Annotated in this window: 21 protein-coding genes; 14 read left to right on the top strand and 7 right to left on the bottom strand. The window is 72.1% G+C overall.

Annotated features, from left to right (window positions below; genetic code table 11):
* Positions 1 to 115 precede the first annotated feature (115 nt).
* Complete coding sequence (locus I8N68_RS09170; RefSeq protein WP_200209446.1) at positions 116 to 667, bottom strand: Uma2 family endonuclease; 552 nt, start codon at positions 665 to 667, stop codon at positions 116 to 118.
* A 100-nt stretch (positions 668 to 767) separates the two neighbouring features.
* Between I8N68_RS09170 and I8N68_RS09165 the strand changes: the two genes are divergently transcribed.
* From I8N68_RS09165 to I8N68_RS09150, 4 genes are all read left to right on the top strand, one after another.
* Positions 768 to 1,511 carry a M50 family metallopeptidase gene (locus tag I8N68_RS09165; protein WP_200209445.1) on the top strand — a complete coding sequence of 248 codons (744 nt, stop codon included), beginning with the start codon at positions 768 to 770 and terminating at the stop codon, positions 1,509 to 1,511.
* Positions 1,512 to 1,637: 126 nt separating this feature from the next.
* The gene (locus I8N68_RS09160; RefSeq protein WP_200209444.1) at positions 1,638 to 2,621 is read left to right on the top strand and encodes a ketopantoate reductase family protein; all 984 of its coding nucleotides are present in this window, start codon (positions 1,638 to 1,640) and stop codon (positions 2,619 to 2,621) included.
* Positions 2,622 to 2,772: 151 nt separating this feature from the next.
* Positions 2,773 to 3,276 (top strand): SigE family RNA polymerase sigma factor, encoded by a 504-nt coding sequence (locus tag I8N68_RS09155; protein WP_200209443.1) that lies wholly within the window; start codon positions 2,773 to 2,775, stop codon positions 3,274 to 3,276.
* Entirely contained in the window at positions 3,269 to 4,147 is an 879-nt protein-coding gene (locus tag I8N68_RS09150) for a hypothetical protein (RefSeq protein ID WP_200209442.1), read from the top strand. Before I8N68_RS09155 ends, I8N68_RS09150 begins: the two co-directional genes overlap by 8 nt.
* 51 nt (positions 4,148 to 4,198) lie before the next feature.
* Here the strand turns inward: I8N68_RS09150 and I8N68_RS09145 are convergent, their stop codons facing one another.
* On the bottom strand, positions 4,199 to 5,782 hold the full coding sequence (locus I8N68_RS09145) for an acyl-CoA carboxylase subunit beta (protein ID WP_200209441.1): 1,584 nt from the start codon (positions 5,780 to 5,782) through the stop codon (positions 4,199 to 4,201).
* 108 nt (positions 5,783 to 5,890) lie between these two features.
* Here I8N68_RS09145 and I8N68_RS09140 point away from each other — a divergent pair, with 108 nt between their 5' ends.
* Together I8N68_RS09140 and I8N68_RS09135 are read left to right on the top strand one after the other, a co-directional pair.
* Positions 5,891 to 6,766: a biotin--[acetyl-CoA-carboxylase] ligase gene (locus I8N68_RS09140; RefSeq protein ID WP_200209440.1), complete on the top strand. Its 876-nt coding sequence runs from the start codon at positions 5,891 to 5,893 to the stop codon at positions 6,764 to 6,766.
* A gap of 83 nt (positions 6,767 to 6,849) precedes the next feature.
* The gene (locus tag I8N68_RS09135) at positions 6,850 to 7,422 is read left to right on the top strand and encodes a PH domain-containing protein (protein ID WP_200209439.1); all 573 of its coding nucleotides are present in this window, start codon (positions 6,850 to 6,852) and stop codon (positions 7,420 to 7,422) included.
* 97 nt (positions 7,423 to 7,519) lie between these two features.
* On the opposite strand, the gene I8N68_RS09130 is transcribed toward I8N68_RS09135, so the two are convergent.
* Both I8N68_RS09130 and I8N68_RS09125 read right to left on the bottom strand, forming a co-directional pair.
* Positions 7,520 to 8,242: a GtrA family protein gene (locus tag I8N68_RS09130; RefSeq protein WP_200209438.1), complete on the bottom strand. Its 723-nt coding sequence runs from the start codon at positions 8,240 to 8,242 to the stop codon at positions 7,520 to 7,522.
* Between the two features lie 63 nt (positions 8,243 to 8,305).
* Complete coding sequence (locus I8N68_RS09125; protein WP_200209587.1) at positions 8,306 to 8,842, bottom strand: GtrA family protein; 537 nt, start codon at positions 8,840 to 8,842, stop codon at positions 8,306 to 8,308.
* 539 nt (positions 8,843 to 9,381) lie between these two features.
* Between I8N68_RS09125 and I8N68_RS09120 the strand changes: the two genes are divergently transcribed.
* From I8N68_RS09120 to I8N68_RS09105, 4 genes are all read left to right on the top strand, one after another.
* Positions 9,382 to 11,223 carry a phosphoenolpyruvate carboxykinase (GTP) gene (locus I8N68_RS09120; RefSeq protein ID WP_200209437.1) on the top strand — a complete coding sequence of 614 codons (1,842 nt, stop codon included), beginning with the start codon at positions 9,382 to 9,384 and terminating at the stop codon, positions 11,221 to 11,223.
* Positions 11,224 to 11,260: 37 nt separating this feature from the next.
* On the top strand, positions 11,261 to 12,121 hold the full coding sequence (locus I8N68_RS09115) for a hypothetical protein (RefSeq protein ID WP_200209436.1): 861 nt from the start codon (positions 11,261 to 11,263) through the stop codon (positions 12,119 to 12,121).
* A gap of 145 nt (positions 12,122 to 12,266) precedes the next feature.
* Positions 12,267 to 13,409 (top strand): geranylgeranyl reductase family protein, encoded by a 1,143-nt coding sequence (locus tag I8N68_RS09110; RefSeq protein WP_200209435.1) that lies wholly within the window; start codon positions 12,267 to 12,269, stop codon positions 13,407 to 13,409.
* Between the two features lie 31 nt (positions 13,410 to 13,440).
* A complete protein-coding gene (locus tag I8N68_RS09105; protein ID WP_200209434.1) occupies positions 13,441 to 14,211 on the top strand; it encodes an isoprenyl transferase in 771 nt (256 codons plus the stop codon).
* A 103-nt stretch (positions 14,212 to 14,314) separates the two neighbouring features.
* On the opposite strand, the gene otsB is transcribed toward I8N68_RS09105, so the two are convergent.
* The 3 genes from otsB to I8N68_RS09090 form a co-directional block, all read right to left on the bottom strand.
* The gene (gene otsB, locus I8N68_RS09100) at positions 14,315 to 15,139 is read right to left on the bottom strand and encodes a trehalose-phosphatase (RefSeq protein ID WP_200209433.1); all 825 of its coding nucleotides are present in this window, start codon (positions 15,137 to 15,139) and stop codon (positions 14,315 to 14,317) included.
* Between the two features lie 70 nt (positions 15,140 to 15,209).
* The gene (locus I8N68_RS09095; RefSeq protein ID WP_200209432.1) at positions 15,210 to 15,563 is read right to left on the bottom strand and encodes a hypothetical protein; all 354 of its coding nucleotides are present in this window, start codon (positions 15,561 to 15,563) and stop codon (positions 15,210 to 15,212) included.
* A 162-nt stretch (positions 15,564 to 15,725) separates the two neighbouring features.
* On the bottom strand, positions 15,726 to 16,166 hold the full coding sequence (locus I8N68_RS09090) for a helix-turn-helix domain-containing protein (RefSeq protein WP_200209431.1): 441 nt from the start codon (positions 16,164 to 16,166) through the stop codon (positions 15,726 to 15,728).
* Between the two features lie 264 nt (positions 16,167 to 16,430).
* Between I8N68_RS09090 and I8N68_RS09085 the strand changes: the two genes are divergently transcribed.
* From I8N68_RS09085 to I8N68_RS09070, 4 genes are all read left to right on the top strand, one after another.
* Positions 16,431 to 16,772, top strand: coding sequence for a hypothetical protein (locus I8N68_RS09085; RefSeq protein ID WP_200209430.1), 342 nt, complete (start codon positions 16,431 to 16,433; stop codon positions 16,770 to 16,772).
* A gap of 49 nt (positions 16,773 to 16,821) precedes the next feature.
* A complete protein-coding gene (locus I8N68_RS09080; RefSeq protein ID WP_200209429.1) occupies positions 16,822 to 17,268 on the top strand; it encodes a hypothetical protein in 447 nt (148 codons plus the stop codon).
* A 348-nt stretch (positions 17,269 to 17,616) separates the two neighbouring features.
* Positions 17,617 to 19,032 carry an RNA 5'-3' helicase PhoH2 gene (gene phoH2, locus I8N68_RS09075; RefSeq protein WP_200209428.1) on the top strand — a complete coding sequence of 472 codons (1,416 nt, stop codon included), beginning with the start codon at positions 17,617 to 17,619 and terminating at the stop codon, positions 19,030 to 19,032.
* Between the two features lie 284 nt (positions 19,033 to 19,316).
* The gene (locus I8N68_RS09070; RefSeq protein WP_200209427.1) at positions 19,317 to 20,003 is read left to right on the top strand and encodes an aggregation-promoting factor C-terminal-like domain-containing protein; all 687 of its coding nucleotides are present in this window, start codon (positions 19,317 to 19,319) and stop codon (positions 20,001 to 20,003) included.
* Positions 20,004 to 20,030: the final 27 nt, after the last annotated feature.

The following is a 20,030-nucleotide window of genomic DNA, read 5'->3' as shown; positions in this document are numbered from 1 at the left end:
CAGGGACGTCGATCGATTGATGCCTATCCTTGGAGTTAACTGCCCTAGATCACAAGAGGGCCTAAAGAATTTTTCATAGACGACCGTCGACGGCCGGGCGGCTGATCAATGACGGTCAGCGAAGGATGGCGGGGTCGAGGTGCCACCGGAAGGGCTCGGCCAGGGTCAGCGTCTCGCCCGCCTTGGCCACCCGGTCCTCGACGTAGTGTGCCCCGTCGAGCCGGTACAGCCGGAGCGAATGGCCGTCGCCGTCCTGCTCGACCAGCAGATACCACGGGATCCGGGCGATCGCGTACGGCTGCATCTTGACCAGCCGGTCGGCGGCGGCGTTGCCGGGCGAGACGATCTCGCAGACCAGCCTGACCTCACCCGCCTCGACCACAGTGCCCTCGTCGTCGGCTTCTGCCACCACGAGATCAGGAATGACGATGCGATCGACACCGAGCCGGACGTTCACGGCCTCGAACACCAGCAGGCCGCCTGCCTCGACTGCCGATTCAGCGGCGTTCGCCAGTCGGCGGGAGACGGTCTGGTGCCGCTTGGTCGGGGCAGGGCTCTCGATCAGGCTCCCGTCGAGCAACTCGATCCGGCTGGGGGAATCGCCCAGGGCGAAGTAGTCGGCCTCCGTCCAGAGACCGACGTGGGGCTCAAGGGGTGCCGCGCTCATCGGCGTTCACCTCCCGCTCCGGTCGCCACCCGATCAGTTTCACCCCATACGAGCCCGCGCCCCGGAAGCGACACTCGATCAGGGGGTAGGCTCCCCGCCCATGCCCCTGATCGACGGCCTGACCACCCTCTGGGACAAGCTGCTCAGCGCCCAGCCCGACCCGCCGCCGCTGCTCGTGCTGCTCACCGCCGTGGTCGCCCTGGTGGTCGTCGCCACCCGGCTGCCCTGGCGGATCGCCCGCAACGCGGTCACCATCGCCCACGAAGGCGGGCACGCCCTGGTGGCGCTGCTGACCGGCCGGAAGCTGCGCGGCATCCGGCTGCACTCGGACACCTCCGGGCTCACCCTCTCGGCCGGGCGCCCCACCGGCCCCGGGATGATCCTCACCCTGCTCGCCGGGTACGTCGCGCCGTCGCTGGTCGGCCTCGCCGGCGCCTGGTTGCTCGCCGGCAACCGGATCACGCTGCTGCTCTGGGTCGCCGTGGCGCTGCTGCTCGCCATGCTGGTGCTGATCCGCAACGTCTTCGGCGTGCTGTCACTGCTGGTCACGGGCGGCGTGGTGCTCGCCGTCTCCTGGTACGCCTCCCCGCAGGTGCAGGCCGCCTTCGCCTGGACGTCCGTCTGGTTCCTGCTCTTCGGTGGCGTACGGCCGGTGTTGGAGCTGCAGCGGATGCGCAGCCGGGGCCGGATGCCCGAGTCCGACGCCGACCAGTTGGCCCGGCTGACGCCGTTCCCGGCGCTGTTCTGGGTGACCGTCTTCATGCTGGTCAGCCTGGTCGCGCTCGGCGTCGGCGCGCTGCTGCTCGCCGGCCCGATCCTGACCGACGCCGGCCTCACCCTCTGACCACCGCGGGCCGGGCCGAGGGACGGCCGCCTGCTGGACCGGGTACGCGAGGTCGTCCCGGGCGGCAACGCCGGCTCTGCGACCTCGCCGCCGCGGCATGACCCGGCGACGGGCAGAATCGGACAGATGCGATATGTGATCATCGGGGCGGGCGCGGTCGGCGGCACCATCGGCGTACGGCTGGGGGAGGCCGGCCGGGACGTGACGCTGGTGGCCCGCGGCGCGCACCTGGAGGCGATCCGGGACCGGGGGTTGACCCTGCGCTCTCCGGACGGGACGGTGACCTGGCGCGGGCCGGCCACCGACGGGCCGCCGGCCGAGCCGCTGCCGGCCGACGCCGTGCTGGTGCTGACCGTGAAGTCGCAGGACACCGACGCGGCGCTGGCGACCTGGGTGGACGCCCCGGTCGAGGGTGGCGGCACGGCCGGCGAGCGACTGCCCCTCGTCCTCGCCCAGAACGGCGTCGCCAACGAGCGGGCCGCGCTACGGCTCTTCGCCCGGGTGCACCCGGTCTGCGTCTGGCTGCCCGCCACCCACCTGGAACCCGGCGTGGTGGTCGCCAACGGTTACCCGCACCCCGGCATGCTGCACCTGGGCCGGTACCCGTCCGGATCCGACGACACCAGCCGGGCTGTCGCCGCCGACCTGACCGCCGCGGGGTTCGTCGCCCCGGTCCGCGACGACGTGATGCGCTGGAAGTACGGAAAGCTCCTCGGCAACCTCGGCAACGGCCTCCAGGCGCTGTTCGGCCGGGACGTGCCGGAAGGCCTCACCGAGCGGGTCCGGGCGGAGGGGGTCGCGGTGCTCGCCGCGGCCGGGATCGCGCACACCTCGCCCGAGGAGGAGGCGGCCGAGCGCGGCGACCAGGTGCGGCACCGGCCGGTGGACGGCGAGGAACGGGCCGGCGGCTCGACCTGGCAGAGCCTGGCCCGGGGTGCGGGCTCCGCCGAGACCGACCACCTCAACGGCGAGATCGTGCTTCTCGGCCGGCTGTACGGCGTGCCGACTCCGGCGAACGCGGCGGTCCAGCTCGCGGTGCGCCACGCGGTGCGCGAGCGGATCCCGGCCGGCGGCTTCCCGCTCGCCGGGCTGGAGCGGCTGATCGGCTGAGGTTCCGCCGCGCTCACCGCGCGGCCCAGGGAAAGCGCTCCATGTCACGGCGGGACAGCTTCCAGGAGGGGCCGGCAAAGAAGACCGGCCGGCGGGGCAACCACCCGGGCGACGCCAGGCGTGTCTCCTGCGACCACGGGGAGGTGGCAGATTGCCGGACATCGACGGGTTCGACGAGTTCTATCGCGGCAGTCGACAACGGCTGCTCGGCTTCGTCTACGTGCTCACCGGGAATCTCGCCGAGGCGCAGGACGCCGTCCAGGAGGCGTACATCCGCGCCTGGCAGCGCTGGTCGACGGTGAGCGGGTACGACGATCCGGAGGCGTGGGTGCGGGTGGTGGCCAGCCGCATCGCGGTGAGCCGGTGGCGCAGCCTGCGCAGCCGGGCACGGGCGTACCTGCGGCACGGGGTCGAGGCGAGCGTTCCGGCGCCGAGCACCGAGACGGTGGAGGTGGTGGCCGCGCTGCGCCGGCTGCCCGAGGCCCAGCGCACCGCCATCGCGCTGCACTACCTGCTCGGTATGCCGGTCGCCGAGGTGGCGAGGGAAACCGAGGCCCCGGTGGGCACAGTCAAGGCCCGACTCTCCCGGGGGCGTGCCGCACTCGCCGGGCTGCTCGCGGTCGTGGATCTGGAGGAGGAGGCTGCAGATGCGTGACGACGTGACGTTTGTCGAACTGGTGCATCGGGACCTGCGTGAGGTCCGCTGGCGCGAGCCGGCCGAGATCCGGGCGCGGGCCCGGGGCCGCAGCCGACGTACGGCGGTGACGGCGGCCGCGGCGGTGCTGGTGCTCGCCTCGGTCTCCGCCGTCGTCGTCGACCGGGCCGTGGCGCCCGCGCCACCGCCGGCCGCCACCGCCGGCGAACACGCCGAGATCCCGGCGGAGGCGATGCTGGCACCGGCCGACGTACCGGCGAAGAGCGACGAGCGACTCGGCGACACGGGCCTCGGTGAGCGGGTCCGGGTCGACGACGTCCTCCGGACCTGCGGGCAGGAGCGGGGGCTGCTGAAGGACCAGGTGGTGTCGCGCTACTCCCGGTCGCAGACCCTGATCGGGACCGCCACGGCGGACGGCTTCGCCCCGTACCGGAGGCCGGTCGTCAGCCAGGACGTCTACCGGCTGGAGGTTGGAGCGGCGGCGCGGGTCTTCGCCGACCTCGATCGGCTGGTGGCGGCCTGCGCGACCTGGCAGCAGGTGGGCCCGGTGCAGGCGGAGCAGGGGACGGTCACCACCACGGTCGTGCACGGGTGGACGGTGGCGGCGAGCGACTTCGCCGGCGACCAGGCGATCCTGCTCCGGCACACCGTCTCCGTGCCGCCGGACGGGACGACGGGCAAGCCGGTCGGTATCCCGCCTCGGCCCGAGGACACGCTGGTCGTCCGGGTCGGAGACCTGGTCACGGTCCTGGTGCCGGGCGAGCCCCTGCGTCTCGGCGTGCCGGGGAACACGGTGACCGAGGCGCAACTGCTCGACCTGGCACGCGCCGCGGCCCGCCGGATGTGCGCCGCCGCCAACCCCGGCTGCTGACGCGCCGAGGCGCCCCGCCGGACGTACGGCGGGGGGCCCCGGCGGCGACCGCTACAGCGGGATGTTGCCGTGCTTCTTCGGCGGCAGGGTCTCGCGCTTGGTACGCAGCACCCGCAGCGCCCGGACGATCTGGGTACGCGTCTCGTGCGGCGGGATCACCGAGTCGACGTACCCGCGCTCGGCGGCGATGTACGGGTTGGCCAGGGTGTCCTCGTACTCGGCGATCTTCTCGGCCCGGACGGCGGCCGGGTCGTCGGCGTTCGCCAGATCCGAGCGGTAGAGGATGTTCACCGCACCCTGGGCGCCCATCACCGCGATCTGCGCGGTCGGCCAGGCGAAGTTCAGGTCCGCGCCGAGGTGCTTGGAACCCATCACGTCGTACGCGCCGCCGTACGCCTTTCGGGTGATCACGGTGACCTTCGGGACGGTGGCCTCGGCGTACGCGTAGATGAGCTTGGCGCCGCGCCGGATGATGCCGTCCCACTCCTGGCCGGTGCCGGGCAGGAAGCCGGGGACGTCCACGAAGGTCAGCACCGGGATGTTGAACGCGTCGCAGGTCCGCACGAACCGGGCCGCCTTCTCGGAGGCGGCGATGTCCAGGGTGCCGGCGAAGTGCATCGGCTGGTTGGCCACCACGCCGACCGGCCGACCCTCGACCCGGCCGAAGCCGACCACCAGGTTCTGCGCGTAGAGCGGCTGGACCTCCAGGAACTCGCCGTCGTCGAGGACGTGCTCGATGACCCGGTGGATGTCGTACGGCTGGTTGGCCGAGTCCGGGATCAGGGTGTCCAGCTCCCGGTCGGAATCGGTGATGTCGAGGTCGGCGGGGGCGTCGTAGACCACCGGCTCGTCCAGGTTGTTCGACGGCAGGTACGACAGCAGCGCCTTGACGTACTCGATCGCGTCGGACTCGTCGCTGCCGAGGTAGTGCGCGTTGCCGCTGCGCGAGTTGTGGGTGCGCGCGCCGCCGAGCTCCTCCATTCCGACGTCCTCGCCGGTGACCGTCTTGATCACGTCGGGGCCGGTGATGAACATGTGCGAGGTCTGGTCGACCATCACGGTGAAGTCGGTGACCGCCGGGGAGTAGACGGCGCCGCCCGCGCATGGGCCCATGATCAGCGAGATCTGCGGGATGACGCCGCTGGCCCGGACGTTGCGGAAGAAGATCTCGCCGTAGAGGCCGAGCGAGGCCACGCCCTCCTGGATGCGCGCGCCACCGGAGTCGTTGATGCCGACCACCGGGCAGCCGATCTTCATGGCCAGGTCCATCACCTTGACGATCTTCTCGCCGAAGACCTCGCCGAGGGAGCCGCCGAAGACGGTGAAGTCCTGCGCGAAGACGCAGACCTGCCGCCCGTCCACGGTGCCGTAGCCGGTGACCACGCCGTCGCCGTACGGTCGGGTCTTCTCCAGTCCGAAGTTGATGGACCGGTGCCGGGCCAGCTCGTCGAGCTCGACGAAGGAGCCCTCGTCGAGCAGCATCTCGATGCGTTCCCGCGCGGTCTTCTTGCCCCTCGCGTGCTGCTTCTCGACCGCGCGGGCCGACCCGGCGTGCACCGCCTCGTCGACCCGGCGTTCCAGGTCCGCCAGCTTGCCCGCGGTGCTGTGGATGTTGATCCCGGTCTCGGTAGTCACCCAGGGAATATAACGATGGTTCAGGCGACCGCCGCTGTGCAGTGCGCCTCACCGGGCTCCGGGCGCCATCCGGCCGACGGCCCGGCGCCGGGGCCGTAGGCTGGCGGGATGCCCGGCTCGCCGTACACCGATCTGGACCGCCCGCCGCTGTCGGCGGCCCGGCTGCGGCGCGCGCTGCTCGCCCCGCACGGGCCCTGGCGCCGGCTGGAGCTGCGCGCGGAGACCGCCTCCACCAACGCCGACGTGGTGCAGGCCGCGCGGGCCGGGGAGCCGGAGGGCCTGGTGGTGGTCGCCGAGCGGCAGACCGCGGGCCGGGGCCGGCGCGGCCGAGTCTGGGAGTCGCCGGCCCGGGCGGGCATCGCGACCAGCGTCCTGCTCCGCCCCGGCGAGGCCGTCGCGGAGCGTGGCTGGTCGCCGGTGACACCCGCCGGGTACGGGTGGCTGCCGCTGCTCGCCGGGGTGGCGCTGGTCGAGGCGGTGGCCCGCCTGGCCGAGCTGGACGCCCGCCTCAAGTGGCCCAACGACCTGCTGATCGACGGCGCCAAGTGCGCCGGGGTGCTGGCCGAGGCGGTGCCCGGGGCGTCTCCGGCCCAGCCGCCGGCCATCGTGGTCGGCATCGGCCTAAACGTCACGCTCCGTGCCGACGAGCTGCCGGAGAATCCGACCGGGCTGCCGGCCACCTCGCTGCAACTGGCCGGCGCGGCGGCCACCGATCGGGATCCGCTGCTGCGCGCCCTGCTCCGCTCGCTCGCCGACTGGTACGAACGCTGGCGCGACGCCGGGGGCGACGCAATGGCCAGCGGGCTGCGCGAGGCATACCTGGCGAACTGCGCCACGGTCGGCCGGCAGATCCGGGTGCTGCTGCCGGACGGCCGCGAGGTGCGGGGGACCGCCACCGGCGTGGACCCGGACGGCCAGCTGCTGGTCGAGGGACCGGACGGGGACCTGCGCCTCGCCGCCGGCGACGTGCTGCACGTGCGCTGACCTTCTTTACCGCCGCGCGGCTGATCCCGGGGCGAGCGCCGACCGGTTACGGTCAGCGCGTCCTGTTCTGCGAGGAGGTTTCTGTGGCGTTCCCCGAAGACGTGCTCACCGAGGATGAGCACGTCGTGCTCCACCTGCACCCGCACTGGAAGGCGCTGCTCCGGCCGATCCTGGTGCTGGTGCTCGCCGTCGCGGCGGTGGTGGCGGGCTGGCTCCTGCTGCCCGACGGTGACGGCGGCACCATCGCGCTCTACGTGATCGCCGCGCTCGGCCTGGCGCTGGTGCTCTGGCTGGGGCTCTGGCCGTTCCTGGTCTGGCGCACCACCCACTACCTCTTCACCGACGAGCGGGTGCTGCTCCAGGAGGGGGTGTTCTCCCGGAACCGGCGGGACCTCCCGCTGACCCGGATCAACGACCACTCGATGCACCAGCGTTTCCTGGAGCGGCTGCTCGGCTGCGGCACGCTCACCATCGAGTCCGCGGGCGAACGCGGCCAGTCGGTGCTCAACGACGTCCCGCGCGTCGACCAGGTGCAGACCAAGCTCTACGAGCTGGTGGAGGCCCACCACGACAAGCACTCGTTGGGCGACGGCGAGATGCGGGAGATCCTCGCCGACATGCGCGACGGCAAGCCGCTGCGCGACCCCTCGGCCTGACCGGCGGTGCCCGGTCCGCCGGCCCGGCGGACCGGGTGCGCGGGGCGGCTGAGCGGCCGAGGCGGACCTGCGGCCGGCCGACGCCGACCGGTTGGGATCAGCGGCGGGGCGAGCGGCGGGTGCCGGCGTGCAGCTCGGCGGCCAGCTCCGCGTCCAGGTCGGCGTGGAGGGCGCCACCCAGACCGGCGTCCGCCGGGGCGGGGCGGCCCTGAGGCGGGGCAGCGTACTCCGCGGCGCCGCGCCGGCCGGCCGTTCGTTCGCCGGGCTTGGGCTCGGACTCCTCCAGCTCGCTGACCGATTCGGCCAACTCCGCCACCGGGTCCATCCCCGCCATGGTGTCCCACTGGTCCCGCGGAATGCTGTGCCAGGTCTCCTGCGCGTGCTTCGGGACCGGCTGGAAGACGAATGTCCGGTAGGACCAGAAACGGAACATGGTGGCCAGCAGCACGCCGCCGGTCTTCGCCACGTTCAGCGCCAGCAGGCCGGTCACCCCCAGGCCGTACTTCGCCGCGGCGAGCACCCCGAGTTCGATGATCAGGCCGGTCGCATTGAACAGGAAGAACAGGACGTATTCGCGGCGTAGCGCCGATTTCGGGCGATCCCGGTACGTCCAGTGCCGATTCATCAGATACGACGTGATCGTCGCCACGATGGTGGCGATCACCGTTGCCTTGAGCTGCCCGTCCCGGAAAACGGTCAGTGCCAGCGCATTGAACACCGCGTAATTGATGACGGTGTTGATGCCGCCGACGATGCCGAATTTGAGCGCCTCGTGGATGAACTTCTGCCAGCGCTCGGGCAGCAGACGGACCAGACGCATGCGGAACACCTTAGGGCAGTGGCCAGGGCCGACTCGGCCCGGCAGGACGGGGTGGGCGGTAGGTCACGCCCCGGAGTCTCGGTCGTGGCTCGTTCCCGGAACGGGTGGGGTTCCCGCTTCGACGAAGACGAACCGTCGGTACGACCAGAATCGGAACAGCGTCCCGAGGCCGGTGCCGACGATGAAGCTGGCGATGTTGTCGGCCAGCGGGGTCTGGAACACGCCGGGCCAGATGCTGCCCAGGCCGTAGCGGCTGAGCGCCAGGCAGCCGACCGCGATGCCCAGGCCGACTCCGTTGAAGAAGAAGAACAGCCCGTACTCCCGGGCCGGGTGGGAGCGCTGGCGGTGCCGCCAGGTCCAGAACCGGTTGCCCAGGAACGCCAGGGTCGCGGCGATCACGGTGGAGATGGTCTTCGCCCCGACCGGCGGCAGGTGCCGGACGCTGGCCAGATAATTGAAGAGGGCGAAGTCCACCAGGAACGCCAGCCCGCCCACCGTGGCGAACTTGCTCAGCTCACGGACCAGGTGACCGAAACGGTCGAGGAGGGAAGCGATCAGACCCGGCCGGGTCTTCGGGGTACCCGGTGGGTCCCCGGTCATCGTCGCGGCCACCCGCCGAGCCTACCGGGTGCCGGCACGTCGAACGGGTAGCAACGACGAGCCGGACGTACCCACGTCCCGCAGGGCACCGGGTGTCCCCGTCAGCGCGTACCGAGCGCCGCCGTCGTGGTGACGGTGCGCGAGCGGGTGCCCCAAGGAGATGGCAGCGGTCGGCGCCGATGTCCGGTGAGCAGAGCGTAACCGACGGTGGCGCAATTGCGGATCGGATCGTCCAATCGCCGCCCTCGGCCCGCGCGGGCGCTTCCGCTCATGGTGCACCCCGGACCGCCCGCCGCGGCCGGCATCCCACGAAGGTTGACCGCAGGATTTGCGTGAAACTGCGCGCGAAAGCGGGTATCAGATCGCGATGCCGCAGCGCGGCCGTACCTTGTGCAGTTCTTCACAACCAGTCCCACTGACTCGCGAGGCAGCCCGGTTTACGCTGAGCCCAATCCCAGGTTTCCACGAAGGCGACGCCTCGCTCGCCAGAACTCGTGCATCCCATACATCGGTCAGCGTCGACCACAAGGAGATGTGACATGGTTGCTCCGGCTACTGTTCGGGGTATCGATGAGGCCCCGACGTCCCACCCCAAACTGCTCGCCTGGGTCCGTGAGGTCGCAGAACTGGCCACCCCCGACCGGGTGGTCTGGGTGGACGGGTCCGATGAGGAGTGGCGCCGCCTCACCGACGAGCTTGTCGAAAGCGGCACCCTGATCCGGCTGAATCCCGAGAAGAAGCCCAACTCGTTCTACGCGCGGACGGACCCGACGGACGTCGCCCGGGTCGAGGAGCGCACCTTCATCTGCTCCGTGGACGAGGCGGACGCCGGCCCCACCAACAACTGGATGGCGCCGGCCGAGATGAAGCGGACGATGACGGAGCTGTACCGCGGCAGCATGCGTGGGCGCACCATGTACGTCATCCCGTTCTGCATGGGCCCGGTCGAGGCCGAGAACCCCATGTTCGGCGTCGAGATCACCGACAGCCCGTACGTGGTCGCCTCGATGCGCATCATGACCCGGATGGGCGCGAAGGTGCTCGAGGCGATGGGTGACGACGCCGACTTCGTGCACGCGCTGCACTCCATCGGCGCTCCGCTGGCCCCCGGCCAGCAGGACGTGTCCTGGCCGTGCAACGACACGAAGTACATCTCCCACTTCCCGGAGACCCGCGAGATCTGGTCGTACGGCTCCGGCTACGGCGGCAACTCGCTGCTCGGCAAGAAGTGCTACTCGCTGCGCATCGCCAGCGTGATGGGGCGCGACGAGGGCTGGCTCGCCGAGCACATGCTGATCCTTAAGATCACCTCGCCCGAGGGCAAGGTCTACCACGTCGCCGGCGCCTTCCCGTCCGCCTGCGGCAAGACCAACCTGGCCATGCTGGAGCCGACCATCCCGGGCTGGAAGGTCGAGACCATCGGCGACGACATCGCCTGGATGCGCTTCGGTGCCGACGGTCGCCTCTACGCGGTCAACCCGGAGTACGGCCTGTTCGGCGTCGCGCCCGGCACCGACTGGAAGACCAACGCCAACGCCATGCGGACGCTGGACCGGGGCAACTCCATCTTCACCAACGTCGCCCTCACCGACGACGGCGACATCTGGTGGGAGGGCATGGGTGAGCCGCCGGCGCACCTGATCGACTGGAAGGGCAACGACTGGACGCCGGAGAGCGACAGCCTGTCCTCCCACGCGAACAGCCGGTTCTGCACCCCGATCACCCAGTGCCCGATCCTGGCCGACGACTACTACGACCCGAACGGCGTGCCGATCGACGCGATCCTCTTCGGTGGCCGCCGCCGGGACACCATCCCGCTGGTCACCGAGGCCCGGGACTGGGTGCACGGGGTCTACATGGGTGCCACGCTCTCCTCGGAGACCACCGCCGCCGCCTCCGGCGCCGTCGGCGTGGTCCGCCGTGACCCGATGGCCATGCTGCCGTTCATCGGCTACCACGCCGGTGACTACTTCCGGCATTGGATCGAGATGGGCAAGGGCGCCGACGGCGACGCGGCCAAGCTGCCCAAGATCTACTACGTGAACTGGTTCCGCAAGGACGCCGAGGGCAGCTTCCTCTGGCCGGGCTTCGGCGAGAACTCCCGGGTGCTCAAGTGGGTGATTGAGCGGATCGAGGGCCGGGCCGACGCGGTGGAGACCCCGATCGGCATGGTCCCGACCCAGGACGCGCTGGATGTCGAGGGCCTGGACATGACCCCGGAGGACGTCCGGATCGCCCTCAAGGTCGACCCGGAGGAGTGGCGCAAGGAGCTGCCGCTGGTCACCGAGTGGTTCGACAAGTTCGGCGACAAGCTGCCCGGCGTCCTCTGGGCCGAGCTGGACGCCCTGCGCGCCCGGCTCGACGCGCAGCCGCAGAAGTAGGTGTGACCGACGCCCGTACCGGGCAACATCGGATCCCATGAGGACGGCCGCCGCGACCACCGAGGTCCGGCGGCCGTCCGCCGTCCGGGCGCTGACCACCCTGCTCGCCGTCACGGCGGCGGCCACCGTCGTGGTCGAGCTGCTCAACTACTGGTACGCCCCGGAGCAGGAGTTCGGCCTGGCCGTCCGCACCGGCTGGGCGATGCTCCGCTCGCTCGGCTTCCTGGTGCTGATCGGCCACGTCAACCGCGGTCGTACCGTGGCCCGGCCGTTCGGGCTGATCCTCGCGGTCACCACCATCTTCGCGGTCGGCCGGTTGGTCGTACCCCGGGCCGGGGTGCCGCCGTTGCCCGGCCTGCTCGGCTTCGGGCTGCTCACCGCGCTCTGCGTGGCCGTGGTGGCGCTGCTCTACCGCTCCGACACGGTCGGTGGGCACCTGGTCCGGCACCGGAAGGGCCTGGTCGTGGAGGGCGGCACGATCTCCTGGCGGGAGGTCACGCCCAAGCGCCCACCGGTCGCCGGTTGGCTGCTCACCAGCCGGGTCGCCGCCTTCACCTACAGCCCACTCATGCTGGTCCCGGCCCTGGTCGCCGGCGGCTCCATCCTGGATGGGCGGCTGAGCGCCGTGCCGGCGGTGCTGTTCTGGTTCGCCGCCGGTATTGCGGTCAGCTACCTGGTCCTGTTCTGCACCGCGTTCCTGATGCGCGGCCGGGCCTGGGCCCGCCGGATGCTGGTCGCGGTCACCTTCGGCGTGCTCGCCGTCGACCTGCCGCTGTGCTGGTGGCTGCTCGGCGTCGACGGCCTGATCCGCGACGGCGGTCCCCTGGTCGCCGCCGCCATCCTGGCCCTCTACGGCCTCTGGCGCGCCCGCACCGCTGAGCCCACCACCCGCTCCTGACCAAACCGCCCGGCTCCGCCCTGCCCCGCGCCCACCTCTTGATCAACAGGTGTGGCGGGGGTGGGCGTCGGTGCGGCATCGGGGGTTGGGGGCGGTGGCGGGGCAGGATGGCGACAGGAGGGTCGCGGCCGGGGAGGGAGCGCGGGTGGGTGACGAGTTCGACGTGATCGTGGTCGGCGCGGGGCCGGCCGGGTCGGCGGCCGCGCTCGCCGCCCGGCGGGGCGGGGCGCGGGTGCTGCTGCTGGACCGGTCCGACTTTCCCCGGGACAAGGCATGCGGGGACGGCATCGCCGCGCACGCGCTGGATGTCCTGGCCGAGCTGGGCGTCACCGACGCCGTCGCCGGGTACGCCCCGCTGCCCGCGCTGCGGCTGGTCGGCCCCGGCGGCGGGGCGGTGGCCCGGGCGCTGCCGCGGCCCGCGTACACGGTGCCCCGGGAGGTGTTCGACGCCCGGCTGGTGACGGCGGCGGTGGCGGCCGGCGCGGAGTTGCGGCGGCACACGGTGCGCCGGGTGGAGCTCCGCGACGACCGGGTGGTGCTGGACGGTGAGCTGTCCGGGCGCGCGGTGGTGGGCGCGGACGGCGCCGGTTCGGTGGTCCGCCGGGCGCTCGGCCACCCGGCGAACCCGGACCGCCACCTGGCGCTGGCCATCCGGGGCTACGCGCCGGCACTGCCCGGCCCGCCCGAGCAACTGATCGTCACCTCGGCGGCACGCTGGCCGGCGTACGCCTGGTCCTTCCCGATCGGCGACGGCCGGGCGAACGTCGGGTACGGGGAGGTGTTGCGCGGCGAGCCGGTGACTCGCGCGCACCTGCTGGACCGCCTCGCCGCCCTGCTGCCCGGCACCGACCCGGCCACGGTCACCGCGCTGCGTGCCCACCACCTGCCGCTCTCCACCCACCGCCCGGCGCCGGGCCGGGGCCGGGCGGTGCTGGCCGGCGACGCGCTCTCGCTGATCAACCCGTTCACCGGGGAGGGGATCTTCTACGCGCTCCGCTCGGGGGCGCTCGCCGGCGCGGCCGCGGCGGCGTCCCCCGGCCAGGCCGCCCGCCGGTACGCCGACGCGCTGCGCCGCCGGCTCGGCACGCATCTGCGGCACAGTTCGGTCGCCGCCTGGCTGGCCCGGCACCGGCGGGTGGTCGACGCGGCGGTCCGCGCCGCCCGTCGGGACGACCGCGTCTACCGCAGCGTGGTCGAGTTGGGGCTGGGCGACGGGCGGCTCGACGCGCGCACCCTGGCCATGATCGGCATCGGTCTGCCGGCCACGGATCAACCACCGAGGCGCTGACCTTCCGTCGGGGTCGCTACCCTGCAAGGTGATGACTCTGCGGAAACTTCTCTACTCCGTGTACGAGCGCCGGCTGACGGCCAGGCTCGCGGGCAAGCCGGTGCCCCGGCACGTCGGCGTCATGTGCGACGGCAACCGCAGGTGGGCCCGGGAGATGGGCTTCGTCGACCCCAACGACGGCCACCGGATGGGCGCCGAGCGGATCAAGGAGCTGCTGCGCTGGTGCGACGCGGCCGGCGTCGGGCACGTGACGCTCTGGCTGCTCTCCACCGACAACCTGTCCCGGCCGGCGGCCGAGCTCGACCCGCTGCTCCAGATCATCGAGGACCTCACCAGCGAGTTGGCCGAGGAGGGCAACCCCTGGCGGCTGCGGATGGTGGGCGCGCTGGACGTACTGCCCGCGCAGCACGCCGCCGCGCTGAAGGCCGCCGAGGAGCGCACCCGCGACCGCAGCGGCGGCGCCCAGGTCAACATCGCCGTCGGGTACGGCGGCCGGCGGGAGATCGCCGACGCGGTCCGCTCGCTGCTGCTCGAGCACGCGGCGACCGGCGGCACGATCGAGGAACTGGCCAACTCGATCGACGTCGACCACATCTCCGAGCACCTCTACACCAAGGGCCTGCCTGACCCGGATCTGATCATCCGGACCAGCGGCGAGCAGCGCCTCTCCGGCTTCATGCTCTGGCAGAGCGCCCACTCCGAGTTCTACTTCTGCGAGCTCAACTGGCCCGACTTCCGCCGCGTCGACTTCCTCCGCGCCCTGCGCTCCTACGCCACCCGCCAACGCCGCTTCGGCGCCTAACCCCCCTGGCCCCTCCCGCCCCGGCGATCTTGCACTTGGGGCCCCTCATTCGCGCCGTATGCCCTTCTTGCCGGGGCATCAAGTGCAAGATCGATGCAGCGGGTTAGGTGAGGTGGGGGAGGGCTTGGGTGAGGAAGGTGGCTAGGGCGGCGGGGGAGTCGAGGGTGAGGTCGGCGGCGTCGGCGACCTCGTGACCGGTCTCCGGGTTCGCGACGGCTACGCAGATGCCGACGAAGTCGGGGTCGGTGGCGGCGCGGGCGCGCAGCGCGGCGAACGCCTTGATGTCGGAGACGTCGTCACCGAAGTACCAGGCGCCCCCGGCGTCCCGGACGATCTCGCCGATCACCATGCCCTTGTCCCGGTCGACCGGGGGCTTGAGTTCGAGCACCATCCGGCCGGCCTGGCAGCGCAGCCCGAGCCGCTCGGCCCGGGCCCGGCCCCACTCCTGCACCAGGTCGCCGAGCTGCGGGGCGGTGCGCCAGTGCAGGGCGACGGAGAGCCGCTTGAACTCGACCAGGGCGCCGGGCGGCAACTCGGCGCGGGCCTGCTCGGCCAGCTCGGACATGGTGGGCACCCAGGGCAGGGCGGCCGGCTCGGTGACCGTCTCGCCGCCGGAATGGCTGTGCTCCAGCCCGTAGAGCCCGTACAGGTCGATGCCGGCGAGGCCGCCGAGCTGGTCGCGGAGGAAATCCACCGGGCGAGCGGAGACGATCGCGATCCGGCGTACGACCGGGGCGAGCGCCGCCAGCGCGGCCAGCACCCGCGGGGCGGGCTGGACCGCGGTCGGGTCGTCGTCGACCGGTGCGAGCGTGCCGTCGAAGTCGAAGAAGAGCACCGTGTCGGCGGCTCGCGGGGCGGTGGCCCGCCACGCGCGTTCGGCGTCCAACGGGGTCTTCGGCTGCTGGTTGCCCAGATTCAACGGCGGCACGCGCGTCAGCGTACCCCGGGCGATGCGGCTCATTCGTGGCCGAGATGTGACGCTCAGCCGGCGGGGTGGGTCAGCGTTCGGCGGCCCCCCGTCCCCGGCGTCCGAACGGCACCACGGCCGCCTCCTGGCCGTGGCTGAGCAGGTAGCCCTCCACGAATCCGGTGTTCCGGTCCCCGGTGTGCGCCTCGATCTCGTTCAGCCGGGCCACCAGGAACTCGGTGAGCGCGCTGACCCGGTCGTTGAGCCGGTCGTGCAGCTCGGCGACCACGGCGAGGACCACCGCGGTGCCGGTCACGGTGAGCGCGAAGACGTTGACGACCAGAGGCAGCTGCCCGCCGTCGATGACGCCGACCACCACGTTGCCGGTCACGCACGATGTCGCCGACACCACCGCGACCACGACTGCCAACCATTTCAGGGTCATGGACAGACCCCTCCTTCTGTCCCGCAGGGCTGGGTTCGGCCTTGTCCCGTCCCCCCGCCGATGACGAGCCCAAGCAGTACGAATACGGACGCTAGCGCGCCCGTTCCGGCCCCGGAGCGAAACGATTGGGTCTGCCCCACCATTCTTTCGCTATCTGAGGAACTACCCGGCCTGTTTATCCCTGTTTCGGACATCGACCGGAAGGGTTGGGCGATAAGCGAGGTAACGAATGGTTTCCCGAATGTGGAACTTCTCCGCCTCGGACACATTCGGGTCGACCAGGCGGCGCAGCAGCGCCTCCACGTCGGGGTCCATCGGCGGCGGGGTGGGTGCGCTGCGGGGTGGCGCCGCCCGGTCCCAGCCCAGCGCGGTGAAGGCGGTCGCCGGGTTCAGGCCGAGTCCCTCGCAGAAGGCGACCACCCGTTCCGCCTCCGGGTCGCTGGCCCAGTCGCCGCGTACCCAACGGTTGATGGTCTGGCGGGAGACGCCGGTGCGGCGGGAGACCTCGGTTCCGCTCCAGGCCCGCATGGCCCGGGCGTCGTCGAGCGCGCGCCGCACGAAGGTGGCGAAGGCGATCTTCCGTGCGTTGGCCGTCTCGGTCACCCCGTGACGGTACGACCAGGCGGCGACACCGGGGCGGCCGGGCACGCCACTGTCACGCAGGCGTGACGGCTCTCTCGGATTCCCGGTAAACGATCCAGGGCTGCTCTTGAGGGGTGCCACCCGGGCAGAATAGGTGCCCGCCAGGACGGGGGTAAACAGACGAAAAGCTGATACTGTCACGCCCGTGGGACAAACTACGGTGTGTCACGTGCATGAGACGATCAGTGCTCACACGCGTCACTCCGCGGGTTTCAAGGGGGTCCGGTGACCGAACTCGCCACTCGTGCCCAGGCGTTCGGCCTGATCGCGGAGGGGGTGGCCGGCGGGCTGAGCGCCCCGTGGCGCCTGTACCTCGCCCGCGGCTGCCGTTACCTGTCCCTGAGCGTCGGTGACCGGGACGAGTGGAACGCCTGGCGTACCCACCTCGGCTGTCCGGAGTTGAGCGTCCGGGTCTACGACGCCGGCGGCGAGATCCGGCGTACCTCCGTCGCCGAGATCCTCCTGGACGGCTGCCGGATCAGCGTGGAGCTGGTCGAGGAGGTCAGCACCGCCGATCTGGAGCGGCTCCTGGTCGTGGATCCCGCGGTCGAGCCGGAGGAGCGGTGACCAGGCGGGGGGCGGCGCCCAGCGACCCGACGCCAGCGGGAGCGGCCGGATGAGCCCCATCCTCGCGGTCTTCCTCGTCCTCGTCCTCGGCTCGACCAGCTACGCGGCGGGCCGGCTGCACGGGCAGCTCAGCTACCGGATCGGTTACCGCTTCGGCTACCGGCAGGGCTACTTCGACGGTGACCGGGGCGCCTGGAACCGCCGGCGCCGCGACGCCCAGACCGCCATCGCGTCGGCGCTGGCCGGCCCGGTCGTCGCCCCGACGTCCGCCGCCGCGCCGCCCGCCGGCGGACGCCCGCACGACGGTGCGACGGCGTCCGGAGCGGTGGCGCTCGGCGGCCGGCCCGCGCCGGGTACCGCCCCCCGGGGCACCGCTACCGCACAGCTCGGCGCAGTCGCCACCCGGCAGGGCACGACGTACACCGGTTCCTCGTTCACGGCGTCGGTGGTCGGCGGCCGGCACCCGACTGGAACGCTGGTGCGCCGGCAGGGCTGAGGTGCGCCCAGGGACACGGTGCGTCGTCCGCGGCGGACGCGCACCGTCGGGACCGCGTCAGACCGGTGACGCTGGTCCCGCCGGCCGGGATGCGCGCAGGGGGCATGCATCCCGGCCGGTTCCGCCGCGTCGACCGTTCCCGCCCCGGTCGGCTGGCAGCCACGATCACCCACTAGCCGAAGGGCGCGGACGCGGCTAGCGTCTAGTCATGGCACGGGGTTCTCCCGGGCCAGCCGGCCAGCCCGGACCTGCGACCTCGCGCACGGGGCCCGCATCCGACCCCGTGTCCACCGGGCACCGGACGAGGCGGAACACGGGTGGCCGGGTGCCCATCCGCGGAGCAGGCCTGTGACGACTCGCCCTACCCCCGCCGGTGCCGACCAGACCCCGGCCGCGACTGCCACGACCCGCCGGACCACCCGGAGCCGCCGCACGGCCGCTGCCGCGTCGGTCGGCACCGAGGAGCCCCGACCAGCCGGCCATGCCTTCGTCCTGGACACCTCGGTCCTCCTCTCCGACCCCGCGGCGTTCCACCGCTTCGCCGAGCACGAGGTGGTGCTGCCCCTCGTCGTCATCTCCGAGTTGGAGGGAAAGCGGCACCACCCGGAGCTGGGCTGGTTCGCCCGGCAGTCGCTGCGGATGCTCGACGAGCTGCGGGTGACGCACGGCCGGCTGGACCGGCCGGTGCCCGCCAACGACCAGGGCGGGACGCTCCGGGTGGAGCTGAACCACACCGACGACGGGGTGCTGCCGCCCGGCTTCCGCAACGAGTCGAACGACGCCCGAATCCTCTCCGTGGCGCTCAACCTGGCCGCCGAGGGGCGCGAGGTGACCCTGGTCAGCAAGGACATGCCGCTGCGGGTGAAGGCGGCCTCGGTGGGCCTGCGCGCCGACGAGTACCGGCACGGCCAGGCCAGCGATCCCACCTGGACCGGCATGGCCGAGCTGGAGCTCGGCGAGGAGGAGATCGGCCGGCTGTACGCGGGGGAGACCCTCGACCTGGACGCCGCCGCCGGGCTGCCCTGCCACACCGGTCTGGTGCTGCACTCGGCCCGGGGCTCGGCGCTGGGCCGCGTACTGCCGGACAAGACCGTCCGGCTGGTGCGCGGTGACCGGGAGGCGTTCGGCGTGCACGGCCGCTCGGCCGAGCAGCGGGTGGCGCTGGACCTGCTGCTGGACGAGTCGATCGGGATCGTCTCGCTTGGTGGGCGGGCGGGCACCGGCAAGTCCGCCCTGGCGCTCTGCGCCGGGTTGGAGGCGGTGATGGAGCGCCGTCGGCACAAGAAGGTGATCGTCTTCCGTCCGCTCTACGCCGTCGGGGGCCAGGAGCTCGGGTACCTGCCCGGCTCGGAGTCGGAGAAGATGTCGCCCTGGGCGCAGGCGGTCTTCGACACCCTGGGCTCGGTGGTGCACGAGAACGTCCTGGAGGAGGTCACCGCGCGGGGCATCCTGGAGGTGCTCCCGCTCACCCACATCCGGGGGCGCAGCCTGCACGACGCCTTCGTGATCGTCGACGAGGCGCAGTCGCTGGAGCGGGGCGTCCTGCTCACCGTCCTGTCCCGGATCGGCCAGGGCTCGCGGGTGGTGCTCACCCACGACGTCGCCCAGCGGGACAATCTGCGGGTCGGCCGGCACGACGGGGTGACCGCGGTGATCGAGGCGCTGAAGGGCCATCCCCTCTTCGCGCACGTCACGCTCAGCCGTTCGGAGCGGTCGCCGATCGCCGCGATGGTGACGGATCTGTTGGAGGACATTCCGCTCTGACGCGATTCTCCGCCGGCTTTGGGAGCATTTAGGGGCTTTCAGTTTGTGGCCCAGATCACAAATCAGCCTCTTGGTTTCCCATCAGCCTCACTGTGCGCGATGGTGTCCCACGAGCGCTCACGCACCACGAAGATCGTCGGTCATCGCTCGCCCCCCGGCGGCGGAGATCGGTGAACGCCGGTGCGTCGGCTGCGACCGCGGGGTCGGGGCGCTCGCGACGCCGGCGCGGCCCCCGATGGCCATCCGTCGCGTCGTGTCCTTGCCCCCGACGAAGGGACCACTTCGTGAGTCGGCTGTGGAGCCGGTTCGGCGCCCGTACGGCCGCTGTCGCACTGCTCTCCGTGGGCGTTGCCGGCGGCTTCTATCTGGGCGAAGACCGGGAAACCCAGCAACAGGGCCTGACCGCGCAGGTCGGCCTCGAGGTCGACCAGGCGGAGTACGCGTACCAGCGCGACCGGCAGGCGGAGCACCAGCTGGACTCGGCCCGCCAGCGCGCCGCCGAGTACCAGGCGAAGCTGCGCGCCGCGGCGGCGGCCAAGGAGGCCGCCCAGCGGGCCCGCGAGGCCGAGGCCGCGGCGGCCTCCCGGAAGAAGGAGCGCGCGGCGGCGGAGGCGGCGGAGGCTGCCAGCAAGCCGTACGACGGCCCGATTCCGGCGTCCTGCGAGGAGTACAGCGGCAACCGGGCGATCGGCTGCGCGCTCATGCTGGAAGCGGGCTTCGGCATCGACCAGTTCCCGTGCCTGGACAAGCTCTGGACCAAGGAGAGCGGCTGGAACCACAAGGCCTACAACTCCAGCTCCGGCGCGTACGGGATCCCGCAGGCGCTGCCGGGCAGCAAGATGGCCACGGTAGCCGACGACTGGAAGACCAACCCGGCCACCCAGATCAAGTGGGGGCTCGGCTACATCGAAGGCCGGTACGACGATCCGTGCGGCGCCTGGTCGCACTCGCAGAGCACCGGCTGGTACTGATCCGACGCTGACGACGGCGGGGTGTGC

Source organism: Micromonospora coerulea, from assembly GCF_016598485.1.
Taxonomy (GTDB): domain Bacteria; phylum Actinomycetota; class Actinomycetes; order Mycobacteriales; family Micromonosporaceae; genus Micromonospora; species Micromonospora coerulea.
This window is presented reverse-complemented; position numbering and strand designations above follow the sequence as displayed.

Coding starts and splice junctions, on each gene's coding strand:
- I8N68_RS09125 (WP_200209587.1), bottom strand. CDS start 8,842: ATGACCGGGGACCCACCGGGTACCCCGAAGACCCGGCCGGGTCTGATC.
- I8N68_RS09150 (WP_200209442.1), top strand. CDS start 3,269: ATGCGTGACGACGTGACGTTTGTCGAACTGGTGCATCGGGACCTGCGT.
- I8N68_RS09170 (WP_200209446.1), bottom strand. CDS start 667: ATGAGCGCGGCACCCCTTGAGCCCCACGTCGGTCTCTGGACGGAGGCC.
- I8N68_RS09130 (WP_200209438.1), bottom strand. CDS start 8,242: ATGCGTCTGGTCCGTCTGCTGCCCGAGCGCTGGCAGAAGTTCATCCAC.
- I8N68_RS09115 (WP_200209436.1), top strand. CDS start 11,261: ATGAGGACGGCCGCCGCGACCACCGAGGTCCGGCGGCCGTCCGCCGTC.
- I8N68_RS09120 (WP_200209437.1), top strand. CDS start 9,382: ATGGTTGCTCCGGCTACTGTTCGGGGTATCGATGAGGCCCCGACGTCC.
- I8N68_RS09095 (WP_200209432.1), bottom strand. CDS start 15,563: ATGACCCTGAAATGGTTGGCAGTCGTGGTCGCGGTGGTGTCGGCGACA.
- I8N68_RS09105 (WP_200209434.1), top strand. CDS start 13,441: ATGACTCTGCGGAAACTTCTCTACTCCGTGTACGAGCGCCGGCTGACG.
- I8N68_RS09140 (WP_200209440.1), top strand. CDS start 5,891: ATGCCCGGCTCGCCGTACACCGATCTGGACCGCCCGCCGCTGTCGGCG.
- I8N68_RS09165 (WP_200209445.1), top strand. CDS start 768: ATGCCCCTGATCGACGGCCTGACCACCCTCTGGGACAAGCTGCTCAGC.
- I8N68_RS09160 (WP_200209444.1), top strand. CDS start 1,638: ATGCGATATGTGATCATCGGGGCGGGCGCGGTCGGCGGCACCATCGGC.
- I8N68_RS09080 (WP_200209429.1), top strand. CDS start 16,822: ATGAGCCCCATCCTCGCGGTCTTCCTCGTCCTCGTCCTCGGCTCGACC.